The 15,892-nt window shown below is 53.6% G+C and carries 14 protein-coding genes and 2 pseudogenes; 13 read left to right on the top strand and 3 right to left on the bottom strand.

What is annotated here, in order from left to right; translation table 11 throughout:
• Positions 1–322, bottom strand: a 322-nt coding sequence (locus tag F560_RS0120930) for a transposase (protein WP_211214138.1), incomplete at its 3' end; no start/stop codon positions are given.
• Positions 323–448: 126 nt separating this feature from the next.
• On the opposite strand from F560_RS0120930, the pseudogene F560_RS23930 reads away from it, so the two are divergent.
• From F560_RS23930 to F560_RS0120875, 11 genes and pseudogenes are all read left to right on the top strand, one after another.
• Positions 449–619 (top strand): annotated as a pseudogene (locus tag F560_RS23930) (DUF2500 domain-containing protein); the annotation flags it as partial.
• Between the two features lie 324 nt (positions 620–943).
• Positions 944–2,044 carry an amidohydrolase/deacetylase family metallohydrolase gene (locus F560_RS0120920; RefSeq protein WP_019007688.1) on the top strand — a complete coding sequence of 367 codons (1,101 nt, stop codon included), beginning with the start codon at positions 944–946 and terminating at the stop codon, positions 2,042–2,044.
• Entirely contained in the window at positions 2,022–3,155 is a 1,134-nt protein-coding gene (locus tag F560_RS0120915; protein WP_019007687.1) for a DgaE family pyridoxal phosphate-dependent ammonia lyase, read from the top strand. The genes F560_RS0120920 and F560_RS0120915 overlap by 23 nt, the downstream gene beginning before the upstream one ends.
• Complete coding sequence (gene dagF, locus F560_RS0120910) at positions 3,127–3,882, top strand: 2-dehydro-3-deoxy-phosphogluconate aldolase (protein ID WP_019007686.1); 756 nt, start codon at positions 3,127–3,129, stop codon at positions 3,880–3,882. Before F560_RS0120915 ends, dagF begins: the two co-directional genes overlap by 29 nt.
• Entirely contained in the window at positions 3,875–4,891 is a 1,017-nt protein-coding gene (locus tag F560_RS0120905) for a sugar kinase (RefSeq protein WP_019007685.1), read from the top strand. Before dagF ends, F560_RS0120905 begins: the two co-directional genes overlap by 8 nt.
• Before the next feature lie 156 nt (positions 4,892–5,047).
• The gene (locus F560_RS0120900) at positions 5,048–6,376 is read left to right on the top strand and encodes a GntT/GntP/DsdX family permease (RefSeq protein WP_019007684.1); all 1,329 of its coding nucleotides are present in this window, start codon (positions 5,048–5,050) and stop codon (positions 6,374–6,376) included.
• A 352-nt stretch (positions 6,377–6,728) separates the two neighbouring features.
• On the top strand, positions 6,729–8,642 hold the full coding sequence (gene thrS / locus F560_RS0120895) for a threonine--tRNA ligase (RefSeq protein WP_019007683.1): 1,914 nt from the start codon (positions 6,729–6,731) through the stop codon (positions 8,640–8,642).
• Positions 8,643–8,852: 210 nt separating this feature from the next.
• Complete coding sequence (locus F560_RS0120890) at positions 8,853–9,326, top strand: DUF6323 family protein (protein WP_019007682.1); 474 nt, start codon at positions 8,853–8,855, stop codon at positions 9,324–9,326.
• The gene (locus F560_RS0120885; protein ID WP_019007681.1) at positions 9,323–10,774 is read left to right on the top strand and encodes a DUF6179 domain-containing protein; all 1,452 of its coding nucleotides are present in this window, start codon (positions 9,323–9,325) and stop codon (positions 10,772–10,774) included. Before F560_RS0120890 ends, F560_RS0120885 begins: the two co-directional genes overlap by 4 nt.
• A 384-nt stretch (positions 10,775–11,158) precedes the next feature.
• Positions 11,159–11,527, top strand: coding sequence for an ArsR/SmtB family transcription factor (locus F560_RS0120880; protein WP_019007680.1), 369 nt, complete (start codon positions 11,159–11,161; stop codon positions 11,525–11,527).
• On the top strand, positions 11,514–13,667 hold the full coding sequence (locus F560_RS0120875; protein ID WP_019007679.1) for a heavy metal translocating P-type ATPase: 2,154 nt from the start codon (positions 11,514–11,516) through the stop codon (positions 13,665–13,667). The genes F560_RS0120880 and F560_RS0120875 overlap by 14 nt, the downstream gene beginning before the upstream one ends.
• Before the next feature lie 9 nt (positions 13,668–13,676).
• On the opposite strand, the gene F560_RS0120870 is transcribed toward F560_RS0120875, so the two are convergent.
• A complete protein-coding gene (locus F560_RS0120870) occupies positions 13,677–14,969 on the bottom strand; it encodes an MFS transporter (RefSeq protein WP_019007678.1) in 1,293 nt (430 codons plus the stop codon).
• Positions 14,966–15,151 carry a hypothetical protein gene (locus F560_RS25770; RefSeq protein ID WP_019007677.1) on the bottom strand — a complete coding sequence of 62 codons (186 nt, stop codon included), beginning with the start codon at positions 15,149–15,151 and terminating at the stop codon, positions 14,966–14,968. The genes F560_RS0120870 and F560_RS25770 overlap by 4 nt, the downstream gene beginning before the upstream one ends.
• Before the next feature lie 33 nt (positions 15,152–15,184).
• Between F560_RS25770 and F560_RS0120860 the strand changes: the two are divergent.
• A pseudogene (locus tag F560_RS0120860) lies at positions 15,185–15,625 on the top strand (ATP-binding cassette domain-containing protein); the annotation flags it as partial.
• Between the two features lie 66 nt (positions 15,626–15,691).
• On the top strand, positions 15,692–15,892 hold a 201-nt coding region (locus tag F560_RS23925), incomplete at its 3' end, for a transposase (protein ID WP_019007675.1).

Raw genomic sequence — 15,892 nt, 5'->3', positions numbered from 1 at the left:
CCTGTACAACGGAAAGCAATGCCTTTTCCGCACGCTTCCGGGGTTCAAGCAGGGAGGGAAAATAGCTGCCTTTGCGAAGCTTCGGAATGCTCAGATCGAGCGTGCCGACCCGGGTATGCCACTCCCGTTGCCGGTAACCGTTCCGCTGGTTGGTTCTTTCCGTGTTTCGTTCATAACGCTCGGCACCGATCTGGGCCGCTACTTCCGCCTCCATCAAGGAATGAACAAGAACATTCAAGGCTTCCTTTAAAAAATCCACATCACCGTCAGAACCGGATTTGCGTAAAAGCTCCAAAAGTGACATTCTATCTATAGAAGCCACGGTTTGATCCTCCTTCTAAAGGTGAGTCGCGTCACTTCACTTTAGTAGAAATCATACCGTGGCTTCCCTTGTCAAGAAGCTCGGTGCCATTTTACACCACTACTAGGGACTATAACTCATCATGTGTCGTCCCGAACGTATTATTACATTACTTTGGAATTCGACAACGGCGACAGACGCGAATTTCTGGATACGAAGGGGTTATACGGATTGGTCGCGGAAGGGGACGAAGGATACGCGGCAATACAAGGCGATTGGCTCGTCGCGTTCGAGCGGCAACCGGCCCGGTTTTTATAATGCGGCGTAATGCGTCCGACGAAACATTATAATGTTATATTTACTTACGGAATCAAATATGATAAGCTAGTAATGTGTTCATCGCGGGCTGTAAAACGGATTCACAGGCGATGACTCAAGAGCACTTGGCAATATGTGTAAGGTTAACTGTCGTGAAAACGGCGTGCTTTTACGATTCGCTAAGCGTTCCTGCAGTCCGTTTTTTAGCCGAATGAAGTGCCGTGCTTTTTTAAACTTATAAACATTATAACGTTATATTTACTGGAACAAAGAGGTGTGCTATTCTGATGTCGACGCTTGCTTGAAGAACGTGGAGGTGCTGGCGTGAAGGAAAAAATCGTGCTGCAGCAAGCGAAGCTGATTGACGGCCGGCCGATCGACATTGTCGTCGAGAACGGCATCATCGCCGAGTTGGCCGAAGCGGGCACCCGCTCCGGCGGCCTGGAGATCGACGGATCGGGACTTTATGTATCAAGCGGCTGGATCGACATGCATGTTCATGCGTTTCCGGAATTTGACCCTTATGGCGACGAAATCGATGAAATTGGCGTCAAACAAGGCGTGACGACGATCGTGGACGCAGGGAGCTGCGGAGCGGACCGCTTTGCCGATCTTGCCGCAAGCGCGGAGAAGGCGCGAACGAATCTGTTTGCTTTTCTGAACATTTCGCGGATCGGGCTGCAGCGGGTGGATGAACTGTCCAGGCTGGAGTGGATCGATGCCGACAAGGTGCTGGAAACGCTGCGGGCACACGGCGGCCGGATCGTCGGGCTCAAGGCCCGGATTAGCCGCAGCGTCGTTCGAGACAACGGCATTGAACCGCTGCGCAAAGCAAGGGAACTGTCGAACCGGACGGGACTTCCGCTGATGGTGCATATCGGCTCGGCGCCGCCGGCGGTCCGGGATGTGATCAATCTGCTGCAAGAGCGGGACATCGTTACGCATTACCTGAACGGCAAGCCGAACAATCTGTTCGATTCGGAAGGGCGGCCGCTGCCGGAGTTGTTGCGGGCGATTCGGCGGGGCGTTCATCTCGATGTCGGACACGGCACGGCGAGCTTCTCGTTCAAGGTTGCCGAGGCCGCAAAGCGAAGCGGCATTGCGCCGGATACGATCAGCACCGACATTTACCGCAGCAACCGCTTGAACGGTCCGGTGTACAGCATGTCGAACGTACTGTCCAAGTTCCTGCTCTTGGGTTACAGTCTGGAGGAGACCGTTGCGGCGGTCACGTCCCGGGCGGCAAGCTGGCTGGGCAAGCCGGAGCTGGGGCGGATTCAGGTTGGCGACAAGGCCAATCTGACGCTGTTCGAAGTGAAACGCGGAAAACTGACCCTGGTGGATTCGGAGGGCGAGCGCCGCGAGACGGACCGTTATATCGAAGCAAAAGGAGCGATTACGAATGGCGAATTCATTGAATGCTAAATACGGACTGAAAAGGGTCATCAATGCGAGCGGCCGCATGAGCATTCTCGGCGTTTCGGCTCCGTCCGATACGGTCATGGAAGCGATGAAGCAGGGCGGCCAGCAGTACGTGGAGATTGCCGATCTCGTCGACAAGGCCGGCGATTACATCGCCAAGGTGCTCGGTTCGGAGGCGGCGGTTGTGGTGAACTCGGCATCCAGCGGCATCGCGCTATCCGTCGCGGCTGTCGTGACGCAAGGGGATCGCCGCAAAAGCCTTCGGCTGCATCAGGAGCCGATCGACAGGAACGAGATCATTATGCTGAAGGGCCATAATGTTCAGTACGGGGCTCCCGTCGAGACGATGGTTTATCTTGGCGGAGGTCGTGTAGTTGAGGTCGGTTATGCCAACGAAGGGCGCAAAGAACATATCGAGGACGCGATTTCGGACCGTACGGCCGCCATTCTATATGTCAAATCCCATCATTGCGTGCAGAAAAATATGATCACGGTAGAGGAGGCGTGGGAGATCGCGCAGCGCCGCGGCATTCCGCTGATCGTGGACGCGGCCGCCGAGGAGGACATCCGCAAGTATGTCCAAGTCGCCGATCTGGCCATTTACAGCGGTTCCAAAGCGATCGAAGGGCCGACGTCGGGCATCGTAGGCGGCAAGCGCAAGTATGTGGAATGGCTGAAGGTTCAGCTTCACGGCATCGGCCGCAGCATGAAAGTCGGCAAGGAAACGATATTCGGCTTGCTTCAGGCGCTGGACGAATACATGGTGAAGCCGAATAAGAGCGAAGAAGAGAAGGCGTCGCTTCAAGCGCTTATGCCGCTGAACGACCTCCCGGGCGTCAAGGTGACCGTCGTGCAGGACGAGGCCGGCAGAGCCATCTACCGCGGCCGCATCCATATCGACGAAAGCGTGGCGGGCATCTCCGCCAAGACGGTGAACGACCGGCTGCGCGAGGGCGATATCGCAATCTATACGCGCGATTACGGGGTCCGCCAAGGGCATTTCGATATCGATCCGCGGCCGTTGATGGGCGACGACATCGAGATCATCGCCGCGAGAATTCGCGAAATTGTAGGAGGGAACCAGGATGTCCAATATGGAAAAACGTCTGTATAAAGGCCGCGTTGCGCTTAACGTGCTGGCAAGCAGCACCGACAACGCCAAGGAGGTCTTCGAAGCGGCGGAAGGCCATGTTGTGGTCGGCGTCTTGTCCAAAAATTACCCGAACGCCGAAGAAGCCGTCATCGCCATGAGGCAATATGGCGAAGCCATCGACAACGCCGTCTCGATCGGCCTTGGCGCAGGCGACAGCCGCCAGGCGGCGGTTGTGGCGGAAATCGCCAAGCATTACGCGGGCACGCATATCAACCAGGTATTTACCGCAGTCGGAGCGACGCGCGCCAATCTGGGCGAACGCGACGGCTGGATCAACAGCCTGGTATCGCCGAGCGGCCGTCCCGGCTATGTCAACATCTCGACCGGGCCGGTCAGCGCCGCGCACGCGGAGCATGCCGTCGTTCCGGTCAAAGCGGCGATCGCGCTCGTGCGCGATATGGGCGGCAATGCCCTGAAATATTTCCCGATGAAGGGGCTGGAACTGGAAGATGAATTCCGCGCCGTAGCGGCAGCTTGCGGCGAAGAAGGCTTCGCGCTCGAGCCGACGGGCGGCATCGACAAGTCCAATTTCGAGAAAATTGTCGGCATCGCGCTTGAAGCCGGCGTGCCGAAGGTGATTCCTCATGTTTACTCGTCTATCATCGATCAAGCTTCGGGCAAGACGATCGTCGAGGATGTAAAAGAGCTGTACGAAAAAATGAAAAAGCTGGTCGACCGCCATGGCTAAGCGGATTGCGGCTTTCGGCGAAGTCATGATGCGTCTGCAGGTGCCCGGTTACGAAACGCTCGCCCAGGCCAATACGCTGCAGTATTCCTTCTGCGGGACGGGAGTGAACATCGCTTCCGCTCTCTCCCGCTTCGGGCATACCGGTTATTTGGTCTCCAGGATCCCGGACAACCCGGTCGGCGAAGCGGCGATGGCTTATTTGCGGAAGCTCGGCATTACGACGTCTTTTGTCCAAAGAGGCGGCCAATTTATCGGCATGTACTTCCTTGAAAATGGCTTTGGGGTTCGTCCCAGCCGCGTAACCTATACCGACCGGTTGGGGAGCAGCTTCAACACCGCTCCGCCGGATGCGTACGATTTTGCCGCGATTGCGCAAGGGCTCGATTATGCGCATTTTTGCGGCATCACGCTGGCGATGAACGATGCGGTGCGGGCGCATATGAAGGCCTTCGCAGCCGAAGTGAAGAAGCAGGGCGGCAAAGTGGTGTTCGATTGCAATTATCGTCCTTCGCTCTGGGGACCGAACGGCTATGCCGAAGCCAAACCGCATTATGAGGACATGCTGCATTTGGCCGATATGGTCCTGATGAACGAGAAGGACGCGATGTTGATCCTCGGCATGGAAACGTCCGCATCGGACCGTATGGGACAGCTTCAGGATCTCATTCCGCAGGTGGCAAGCCGCTACGGCATCGCGGTTGCGGCGGGCACTCACCGCACGGTGAACCGCGACAATACACATTCGCTGACCGGTTACCTGTACAAAGATGGCGCGTTCGTTTTCTCCAAGATGCTGACGTTCTCCGTCTATGACCGCATCGGCGCGGGAGACGCTTATGCGAGCGGGATTATTCACGGCGATGCGCAAGGCTTTCCGGCCCAACTGACGGTCGATTTCGCCGCTGCCGCCGCTATTTTGGCGCATACGGTAGCGGGAGATGCGCCGATCGCGACCGAAGCCGAGGTGTTTCGGGCGATGTCGGATAAGACCTCGGACGTCGTAAGGTAGGCAAACGGAGTCGGCATGGCACTTGTCCGTTAAGGGCAAGCCATTCGAAACGCATTGCGAAAGCGGTTACAGCATGAGTGAATGACGATTTGTTTGGCAGCGGATCCGGATGACGGCGCAACAAGCAAGTCGCGAGGAATAGGGGGAGGAAAAGGAATGAACGCGTATCTTTTAGTCATTACGGCGCTTTCGATTGTGATCGTAATTTTAGGCGTATCCTGGTGGAAATGGCACGCATACATCAGCTTGACGGTAGCGAGCTTGTTTCTGGCCGTCATGTCCGGCATGCCTATGGACAAGATCGTTGCCGCGTACGAAAGCGGAGTAGGCAGCGTCCTGGGCCATTTGATCGGGATTTTGGCGCTTGGAACCATTCTCGGCAAAATGATGTCCGATTCCGGAGCCGGACTGCAGGTCGCCAGATTTTTTATACGCTTGTTCGGACCCAAATTCATGCCATGGGGGATGTTGTTCTCCGGCTTCATTATCGGGATTCCCGTCTTCTTCGAAGTGGGTCTTGTCGTTTTGTTGCCGCTTGCGATTGCCATCAGTAAATCGACCAAACAAAATCTGCTGCTCGTTGGCCTTCCGGTCTTGGCGGGCATTTCCATCGTGCACGGTCTGGTGCCGCCGCATCCGGGAGCCATGACGGCGATTCAGATTTACGGCGCCGACCTCGGCAAGGTGCTGATGTACTCGCTGCTGATCGCCATCCCTCCGGCTATCGTCGCGGGCCCGCTGTTTGCCCAATGGGTGAGCAAGCGCGTGGTTCCGTCGGAAGAACCCGCCATTCAGATTGCCGAAGCGGAAGAAGTCAAGAAGCTGCCGGGCACGGGCATATCCTTCTTCATCATTTTGCTTCCGGTCCTTCTCATCCTGCTCCCGGTTATCGCGCCGATCTTCCATTTGCCGGAAGTCGTCAACCGATTCATTTCCTTCATCGGCGGCTCGGTCATTGCGCTTCTGATTACCTGTTTTGTCGCGTTCATTTTTCTGGGTTACCGGCTCGGGTCGAACAAGCATCGGCTGCAAAAGCTGGTCGAAGAATGCTTGTTGCCGATCGGTTCCGTCGTCCTGATTATCGGCGCCGGCGGCGGCTACAAACAAATTCTGGTGGATAGCGGCGTCGGAAGCGCAATTGCGCAAATATCGGAAAACCTGTCGCTTTCTCCGATCTTGCTGGCTTTCCTGGTTTCGGGCCTCATCCGGATCGCAACCGGCTCGGCAACGGTGGCGCTCACGACGGCTGCGGGCATCGTATCGCCGATCATCGCCAACATGTCGGGCGTCAATCTGGAACTGCTCGTGATCGCGACGGGCGCGGGGTCCCTGATGTTCTCGCACGTCAACGATGCAGGCTTCTGGATGGTAAAGGAGTATCTGGGCTTGTCGGTCAAAGAAACGTTCAAGACGTGGACGGTGCTCGAGACGCTGTTGTCGTTCATTGCATTTGCGGGCGTGCTTGTGCTCGACGCGTTTATTTGACCGAAAGCATGGCCGATTGGAAGTTATTGACATTACAAACGCCAAGCGTTATGATATGAAACAATAAAAGCTGGAATCAAGGACACGCATCCTTAACGAGATCCGCTCAGAGAGAGGCCATCGGCTGAAAGCCTCTTCGGTATCTTAAGGATTTACCGCCTTGTAGCTGCGATCTGGAAATCAGGGTTGATCCTTGAGAGTATGCTTCGCCGGTATTCCCGTTATCGAATGGAATGAGGATTCGCGACTTTGCGGATCGAATAAGGGTGGAACCACGAGCGCACTCGTCCCTTGCGGGCAGGTGCGCTTTTTGCGTTCAAATAATCAAATCATCATAACGGAGGGGTTTCGAATGGCCATACGAGTGACGCTTCCCGACGGAACGATTCGGGAATACGAACGCGGCGTGACAATCGAGCAGGTGGCGGCGTCCATTAGCGCAAAACTGAAAAAAGAAGCGGTGGCAGGAAAAATCAACGGCAAGCCGGTCGATTTAAACCGGGCGATTGAAGAGGACGCGCTCGTCGAAATCATTACGCTGGACAGCAACGACGGTCTGGACATCTGCCGCCACAGCACGGCGCATTTGATGGCGCAAGCCATTAAGCGCATTTGCGGGGATAAGGCCGTCAAGCTCGGAATCGGCCCCGTTATCGAAGACGGGTTTTACTACGACATCGACATGGAGAAGCCGCTCACGAACGACGACCTTGAGGCGATCGAAAAAGAGATGGAAAAGATCGCGCAGGAAGACCTGCCGATCACCCGCCGCGTGATCAGTCGCGAAGAAGCCATAAAAATGTTCGAAGCACGCGAAGAGCCGCTCAAGTTGGAGCTGATTCGTGATCTGCCCGAAGATGCCGTGATCACCGTCTATACGCAGGGTGAGTTTAGCGACCTTTGCCGCGGACCGCATCTTCCTTCCACAGGCCGCATCAGAGCGTTCAAATTGATGAACGTTGCCGGAGCCTATTGGCGCGGGGACGCCAAAAATAAAATGCTTCAGCGCATTTACGGGACTTCATTCCCGAAAAAGGGGCAGCTCGACGAGCATTTGCAACGCCTTGAAGAAGCCAAAAAGCGCGATCACCGGAAGCTGGGCAAAGAGCTAGGACTGTTCATGTTTTCCGAAGAAGCGCCCGGGATGCCATTCTTCTTGCCCAAAGGAATGATCGTCCGGACGGAGCTTGAACAATTTTTGCGCAGTATGCAGCAGAAACGGGATTATGAAGAAGTGCGCACGCCGTTCATCATGAAACAAAGGCTGTGGGAGGAGTCGGGCCACTGGGATCATTACCGCGAAAACATGTACTTTACGGAAGCCGATGAAACGAAATTCGCCCTCAAACCGATGAATTGTCCGGGACACATGCTGATATTCAAAAACAGTCTGCATTCCTACCGCGAACTGCCGATCCGGATTTCCGAGTTCGGGCAAGTGCACCGCCATGAGTTTTCGGGCGCTTTGAACGGGATGATGCGTGTGCGTACGTTCTGCCAGGATGATGCGCATATTTTTGTAAGACCGGACCAGATCGAAGATGAAATTTCCCGCGTGATCGAGTTGATCGACCGGGTCTATGAAGTGTTCGGTTTCGAGTACAGGATCGAACTGTCCACACGTCCGGAAAATTCGATGGGCTCCGATGAGCTGTGGAACCAAGCGGAGACGGCGCTACGGCATGTGTTGGACCGGTTGGGCATCGTGTATCGGATTAACGAAGGCGACGGAGCCTTCTACGGTCCCAAAATCGACTTTCACATTTTGGACGCCCTTAAGCGGAGCTGGCAGTGCGCGACGATCCAACTGGATTTTCAGATGCCGGAGAAGTTCGACCTGTCGTACATCGGCGAAGACAACCGGAAATATCGGCCGGTCGTGATTCATCGCGCCGTATACGGTTCCATCGACCGTTTCATCGGCATTTTAACCGAGCATTACGGCGGCGCATTTCCGCTTTGGCTCGCGCCGGTTCAGGCGAAGCTGCTGCCCTTGTCGGATCGCTATCTTGACTATGCTTTCCAAGTGAAGGCGGCGTTGAGCGAGGCGGGGATACGCGTGGAGATCGATGGGCGCAACGAGAAGTTGGGCTACAAAATCCGCGAGGCGCAACTGGAGAAAGTCCCTTACATGCTGATCCTCGGGGAAAACGAAGCCGCCTCCGGCACTGCAGCCGTCAGAAAACGCGGGGAAGGAGACCTGGGAATTCAAAGCGTACAAGCAGTCGTTGACCGGATTAGCAAAGAAATTCGCGAAAAAAGGTGACCGCCACAGCCGCCCCGAACAAAAGCCGCCGGCCTCTACGTGCGTAAAGGACGACGGCTTTTGTTCATATCGGTATGTGTTGACACCACGAAGCAAGGGTGATATAATGTCCGAACTAAAATATAAATTCATTAAATTTCATTATATCACAAATTCACGAAAAAGTCAATAGACAATTTAACGCCATCCATTCCGACGGGAGGAAGCCGCATGAACCTGTCCCGCCTCTTCAACTCCATGAGCTTGTCGATACCGGAGCAGCATCTGATCGAGCTGCTTGAGCTGAACGAGAAGACGCAGCCGTTCGGACTGACGCTTGCCCCCGACGAAATCAAACAGCTTTTGGCGGAAAGAAATCGGGTGCTGCACAGCTACGGGCGGTTGGAATTGGGGATAGCAGCGACAAAGGAAATCATCGAGGTTTTCTCCGAATCGCCGCATATCCGCCAGGATCATTACGCATCCACGCTCAATGAACTGCACGAAATCTTCTATTTTCTCAAAAACGAAACCGAGGACAAGATCGGCGACGCCAAGCTGATCGGGATCATGAAAGATTGCTTCGACAACGAATGCGGGGGTTCTTTAGAACTGTTAAGAAGCAAGCTTGAAGAGTTCGCGGCGGATTTCAGAATCGAAGCCATGCGCGACGAGTTGCTGCGCGAAGGAGAGGATGACGAATGAAGCTTGATCACTTTGGCCATGAGGCAAACGACAGCCGGTTGCCGATTCCCCAAAGCGAAATCCATTTCTCAGGGTTAAAACGAAACCAGTATACGTTGTCTCTCTTGAACGAAGGGCAGCGCGCAGGCCTTTTGGACAATCGGGAAGCGTACGTCATCCAGAATCGGCTGCTGCTCATTTTGCAGGATCTGATCCGACGGTATACGCAAGGTAAAAGTTCTTCCGTAACCACCGAAACGGCGGAAAACATTTTGGCCTCCGTGCTGTATGCAGTGGATGCTTATTTGGCAAGCTTAGAGAACCACGACAAGGCGATTCTCTGCTTAAAAACAGGCGATATCGCAGACTTGTACGAAAAAGGAGTCGAACGCGTCCGGCAATGCTTCGAAGAAACCAAACGGCTCTACAACGAAGTCAAACGGCAGAAACTGGACGTTCCGGTCGAAGCCTACAACACGACGATCGAGGAATCGCTGCCTATCTTTCTGAAAAAGTACGGTATCCTATTCGACGCTCATAACACGATGGCCAGCATGGATTACCCCTTGGCGCTGGATGACATGCGTCTGCAGGGCATCTTTTATATAAAGCAGTACTTGGAGCGGCTGCAAATCGAGAACCGGTTTTGTTTCAAATTCGCCCGGGAAGACCTGCTCCGGTTGCTGGAGAACTTCGGGAGCGTGTGCCGGTTCGATTATCGGATTGAATTGTTCAACATGTTCGAATTGGTGCTAAACAACGCTCTATTTTCCGTATTGTCCGGGGGAGACGCCGGCCAAATCCGGATTTCGCCCTATCAATTTGAACGGTTGGAACGCATGTTCTCTTATGCGGACGCTTCCGAGATCCGGAAGATGATTCGCGAAGCCATGACCCGGCTGCAGCACAACTTGCAAATCCTCGATCCCAAGACCGTAGCCTATATGAATGAATGCGGCCAAAATCTGATACGGCGAATCGTCAACGCCGCAGAATACCATAACCTGCAGGCGGTCATCATTACGGACATGGAAGAGAAGATCCAGCCTGTCGTCCTCTCACTCCGTGCGGGGGACAGGATGAGCGATGTCCGGCTGCGCAGATTGCTTGACGAAATCATCCGCAGCGAAACGAAGGAGGAGAAAGTCCGGCTCATTCAATCGAATTTTTTCTCTTTGCACGATTATTTGGATATGTTGGAAAGCGATTGCCTATACGGAGATGAATACGATGCGCTGTACGCATCCTTCGGCGACATGGAGCTGGCGATCCTGGCGAAGATCGTCTTTTACGAGGAGCTGCGAAACGGTTCCGGCGATCTTCTGTCCATCATCCGGCAGAAGGAGGATGCGGAGCCGGATTGGCAGAAGCGGTTGATCGGCTTTTTGAAACGTTTGGACGCTTCGCGGATCAACGGGATTGACAAGCTTATCGGCAAAATCGATTATGAAGAAATCTCGTTTTATTGACAGAACAGCGATGCGGATCGAGTCCATAATCAAATGTTGCGATGATGAAGAGAGTACGCATAGATGCGGGCTAATGAAGGTGGTACCACGGGGATTCTCGTCCTTTCAGGACGAGAGCCCCTTTTTTATTTATCACGAGGAGGGATCACATGAATAAAGAAATCGTTTTAACGGGAATTAAGCCCACAGGAAAAGCCATGTCGGGAATTACATTGCGGCGATCAAACCCGCTCTCCAAAAAGTAAAAGTCGAAATCGTAAGGGGCTGCCGAATGGAACGATTCGGTAAGGGGAAGCCTATAATCAAATGAACATTTGACTGAATCATTTCGTTATGATACGCTCCTAATAATCAAACGGGCATTTGATTGTATGGGGGTACGGCATGAAAGACAGCTGCGAAGTTTATTGTTATGACGAACAAAAAGTACGCAAAGTACAAGATGCTCTGCGGCAACACGATATTCAAAGCATGGTTAAGACGTTTAAAGTGCTGGCCGATGAAACCCGCATGAAAATCGCATTTGCTTTGTTCGAGGAAGATGAGCTGTGCGTATGCGACGTGGCCAATATCATCGGATCCTCGCTGGCAACCGCATCGCATCATCTGCGAATGTTAAAGCAGCTTGGATTGGCCAAATTCCGCAAGGAAGGGAAGCTGGCATTTTATTCCTTGGAGGACGATCGCGTCCGACAGTTCATTCAACTGGCTTCAACCCATAGCAAGGAGTGGGTGGCACATGCGACAACATGAGGCGGCGAACCATGAGAAACAAGTTTACCGCGTACAAGGACTTACCTGCACCAATTGTGCCGGCATTTTTGAAAAGAACGTAAAAAAATTGCCCGGAGTAGCGGATGCGCAGGTTAATTTTGGAGCCTCCAAAATTACCGTTATTGGAAATGCGACCATAGAAGAGTTGGAAAAAGCCGGCGCCTTTGAAAATTTGAAGGTAATTCCGGAAAAACAACGGGTCACCGAAAAGAAAGAACCGTTTTGGAAAGAAAACGGGAACGCGCTCCTCTCGGCAATGCTGATGGCCGCAGGATATCTCCTTGCTTCAGTTTACGGGGAAGCGGGCATGCTTCCTGCTCTGACGTTTGGTGCGGCCATGTTGATCGGCGGTTACAAACTCTTTCAAAAAGGGATCAGAAATCTGTTTCGGCTGCAGTTTGACATGAACACGCTGATGACGGTCGCCATTATCGGAGCCGCTGCCATTGGGGAGTGGGGCGAAGGCGCTGTCGTCGTGGTGCTCTTTGCGGTCAGCGAAGCGTTGGAGCGCTTCTCTATGCAAAAGGCGCGCCAATCCATCCGCTCGCTTATGAACATCGCGCCCAAAGAAGCGCTGATTCGGCGCGGTTCTTCAGAATTGACGGTGAGTGTAGATGAGATTCAAGTTGGCGACGTGATGATCGTCAAGCCGGGGCAAAAGCTTGCGATGGACGGTGTTGTGATCAAAGGGACGTCAACGATCAATCAAGCGGCCATTACGGGAGAATCGGTTCCGGTCACGAAAACCGTAAACGACGAAGTATTCGCCGGCACGTTCAACGAGGAAGGCTTGCTTGAAATCAGAGTGACGAAGCGCGTTGAAGACACGACGATCTCCAAAATCATTCATCTCGTAGAAGAAGCGCAGGCCGAGCGAGCGCCATCTCAGGCATTTGTGGACCGGTTCGCCCAATATTACACACCTGCGATTATGGCGCTGGCCATCGGGATCGCTGTCATTCCGCCGCTATTGGGCGCGGAGTGGGGAGACTGGATTTACCGTGGATTGTCGCTGCTTGTGGTGGGATGTCCTTGCGCACTGGTTATTTCCACCCCCATTTCCATCGTTACCGCTATCGGCAATGCGGCCAAAAACGGTGTGCTGATCAAAGGCGGCATCCATCTCGAAGAGGCGGGACGAATCTCGGCGGTAGCTTTTGATAAAACGGGCACGTTAACCAAGGGATTTCCCGAAGTGACGGACATCGTCGCATTTGGCGGGCGTAGCGAAAGCGAGCTGATTTCGATTGCCGCAGCAATCGAAAGAAGATCCCAGCATCCGTTGGCTTCGGCCATCGTGCGCAAAGCCAAACAAATGGGTGCCGATCTACCGCTTTTGGTGGATGATTTCCAATCGATCACAGGCAAAGGCGTCAAAGCATCGGTAGACGGCCAGCTGTATTTTATCGGTAGCCCAAAGCTCTTTGACGAACTAAGATCTGGCATCATCGATACGGCGCGCGAGCGAATCCGTACGCTGCAGACTCAGGGAAAAACCGTTATGGTACTGGGGACGCAGCAAGAAGTGCTCGCCTTCATCGCGGTGGCCGACACCGTACGCGATTCGAGCAAAGCCGTTATAGAAGAGCTGCATTCCATTGGGGTTCAAAAGACGATCATGCTCACAGGCGATAACCAAGCGACGGCTGACGCCATAGGAAATCAGTTGGGTGTGGACGAGGTTAAAGCGGAGCTGCTGCCTCAAGATAAGCTCCAATACATCAAGCAGCTGCGGCAAAGCTACCCTAGCGTGGCCATGGTGGGCGATGGAGTGAATGACGCGCCAGCGCTTGCGGCTTCCACCGTCGGCATTGCGATGGGGAGTGCGGGTACCGACACTGCGCTGGAGACGGCTGATATCGCATTGATGGCAGACGATTTGCGAAAACTGCCTTACACGATCCGCTTAAGCAAAAAGACGCTTGCGATCATCAAACAAAACGTGACGTTCTCCTTAGGCATCAAGCTGCTTGCGCTAGTGCTTATCGTGCCGGGCTGGCTGACTTTATGGCTTGCGATCCTGGCTGATATGGGAGCGACGCTGATCGTGACACTCAACAGCCTGCGGCTATTGAAAGTTAAGACAAGAACATCATCCCATTTGAAGCCGTTGAGATAGCGGCTTTTTTCATTTATGGGATTTAGACATTTCCCCCTTGGCGATCGCTCGTTCGGCCGTCGCATGAGCCAAGCTCTTGCGGGCCAGGGGAGGGAGCGCAGCTAAATAGAAGAAGCTTACTCCTACGGTACAAATGGCCAGTATATAATGCAACCATGTTATGGATATCCAGACCGGAAAGGCTAAGGCGATGCCTCCCAAGGCCAGTGAGTGACCAAGCATCATGACCGGCTCGATCAAAGAATTGACACGTCCCATATTTTGAGGGGAGACAAGCTCCGGCATCCAACTGCCAAGCGCGATATTTATAGGAGCGATCGCTATTCCCGCTAACAATACAAGAATAAAATAGACTTCAACCCGCCCGGCCCGGCCAAGTCCCCCGACCAGAAGGCTGGATATAAACAGGCCGGATATGAGGATCGGTGCTCTCTTGAAACGTCGGATCAGATGAGGGCCAAGGAGGCTGCCGAGAAGAAAGCCGATGCCCAGAAAGACGGTAATAAGTGAGGAGTGAACGACGTACTGATCGGGACTGAGCTTATATTTCATAGCAAAGATGGGGAGGACGGCGAAGACGCCATTTACAATGCCGAAAAACAGAAAACCGCTAATAAGCACGAGAAGCAGCCGATTTCCCACAATATAACGAAGGCCATGCAAAAAATCTTTCAGGAGAAGGGAAAACCGCAGATCGCGAATGAGGCTTTTTCCGTTTGGAGTACGGGCATGTTCAGGGAAATCCCCCCAGGCAAGCAGCAGACCGGATAATAAGAAACTGAGCCCATCGACGATGATAGCCCCTTGAATGCCGATGAAATGATAGGCTGCTGCTCCCAAGCTCATGCCAAAGAGCATAAACATCCCCATGACCATTTGATTCAGACCGGAGGCTTGAACATACTGGTCCCGGTCGATGCTTCCTTGCAATAGTCCCATTTCGGCGGGGCCGAAAAACTTGGATATCGAACTGCGCAGAAATAGCACCAGAAAACAGAGAAATAGCAAGTCATAATGAACAAAAAGCAGAAACAGCAAGGTCAATCCCGCCCGAATCCAGTCGCTATAGGCGGCAATCCGCTTACGGTCGAACCGGTCCGCAATCACGCCGACGATCCAGAACACCGCCAAGGTCGGCAGCGAGTACATCAGCTCTGCCGTAGTGGCCAACGACGGCCTTTCGCTGTACCTGTCAACCATATAGTAGGCGAATGCCATGTTTCCAACTACCGTTCCCAGCTGGGATACAAATGCTGCGAAAAACAACTTGCAGAACGCCGGGTTGCGAAAAAGCGCCTTCATTCAATCTCCTCCCGTTGATATGACTCTTTAACGGATTTTGTACGTGGCAGGCTTTTCAAATATTCCACCAGGGCATCAACCTGCATTCGGGTGTTCGCCTTTTCGGTACCGCCGGTGATGGAATGGGGCATAATGCCTTCCTGATAGGATGCTGCAAGTCTGGAGATATCCATGATGTCCATTTCAGGCGAGAACTCTCCGCGCTCGACGCCGATGTGAAGATGACTGTGGAGCAGGCATTGGATTTTTTTCAGCTAAAAGCGGTTGTGCGCAAGCTCCAGGCGATGAGTGATGTAGGTCTGAACTATATTACACTCGGCCAGCCGCTCAGCACGCTCTCGGGCGGGGAATGCCAGCGCATCAAGCTGGCAAGCGAGCTGCATAAGAAGGGCAGCATCTACGTGATGGACGAGCCGACGACCGGCCTGCATATGTCAGATATCGATCATCTTCTGGGGATCACGAACCGCCTCGTGGATGCCGGTAATACGGTGATCGTCATCGAGCACAACCTCGATGTGATCAGCCAAGCGAATTGGATCATCGATATGGGACCGGACGGAGGCAGCAAGGGCGGCCAGGTGGTGTTCGAGGGCACACCTTCGCAGATCATCCATGCGGAGCAGTCTAAAAGTCCGGTGAAAAAGTCCGTATAAGCAGGCCTTTCCCATGGTTTTATCGAATTTATTTTAGTAACAAAACGATCGAAAGAGTGAATGAGCATGAAAGCCCATAAGTCGTCGGCCATCCAGCCGCAATTGTTCCAATTCGTGAATATGGATGATCTCGTGCCGAAAAAACACATCCTGCGCCAACTGAACGAAGCGCTTGATTTTTCCATCATCCATGATTGGGTGGCGCCGCTGTATACGGAACGTACCGGCCGCCCGGCGGCTGACCCGGAACGGATCGTCCGGCTTATT

This window comes from Cohnella laeviribosi DSM 21336 (assembly GCF_000378425.1).
Lineage (GTDB): Bacteria > Bacillota > Bacilli > Paenibacillales > Paenibacillaceae > Cohnella > Cohnella laeviribosi.
The sequence above is the reverse complement of the archived record's forward strand: the minus strand, read 5'-3'. Positions and strand labels throughout refer to the sequence as shown.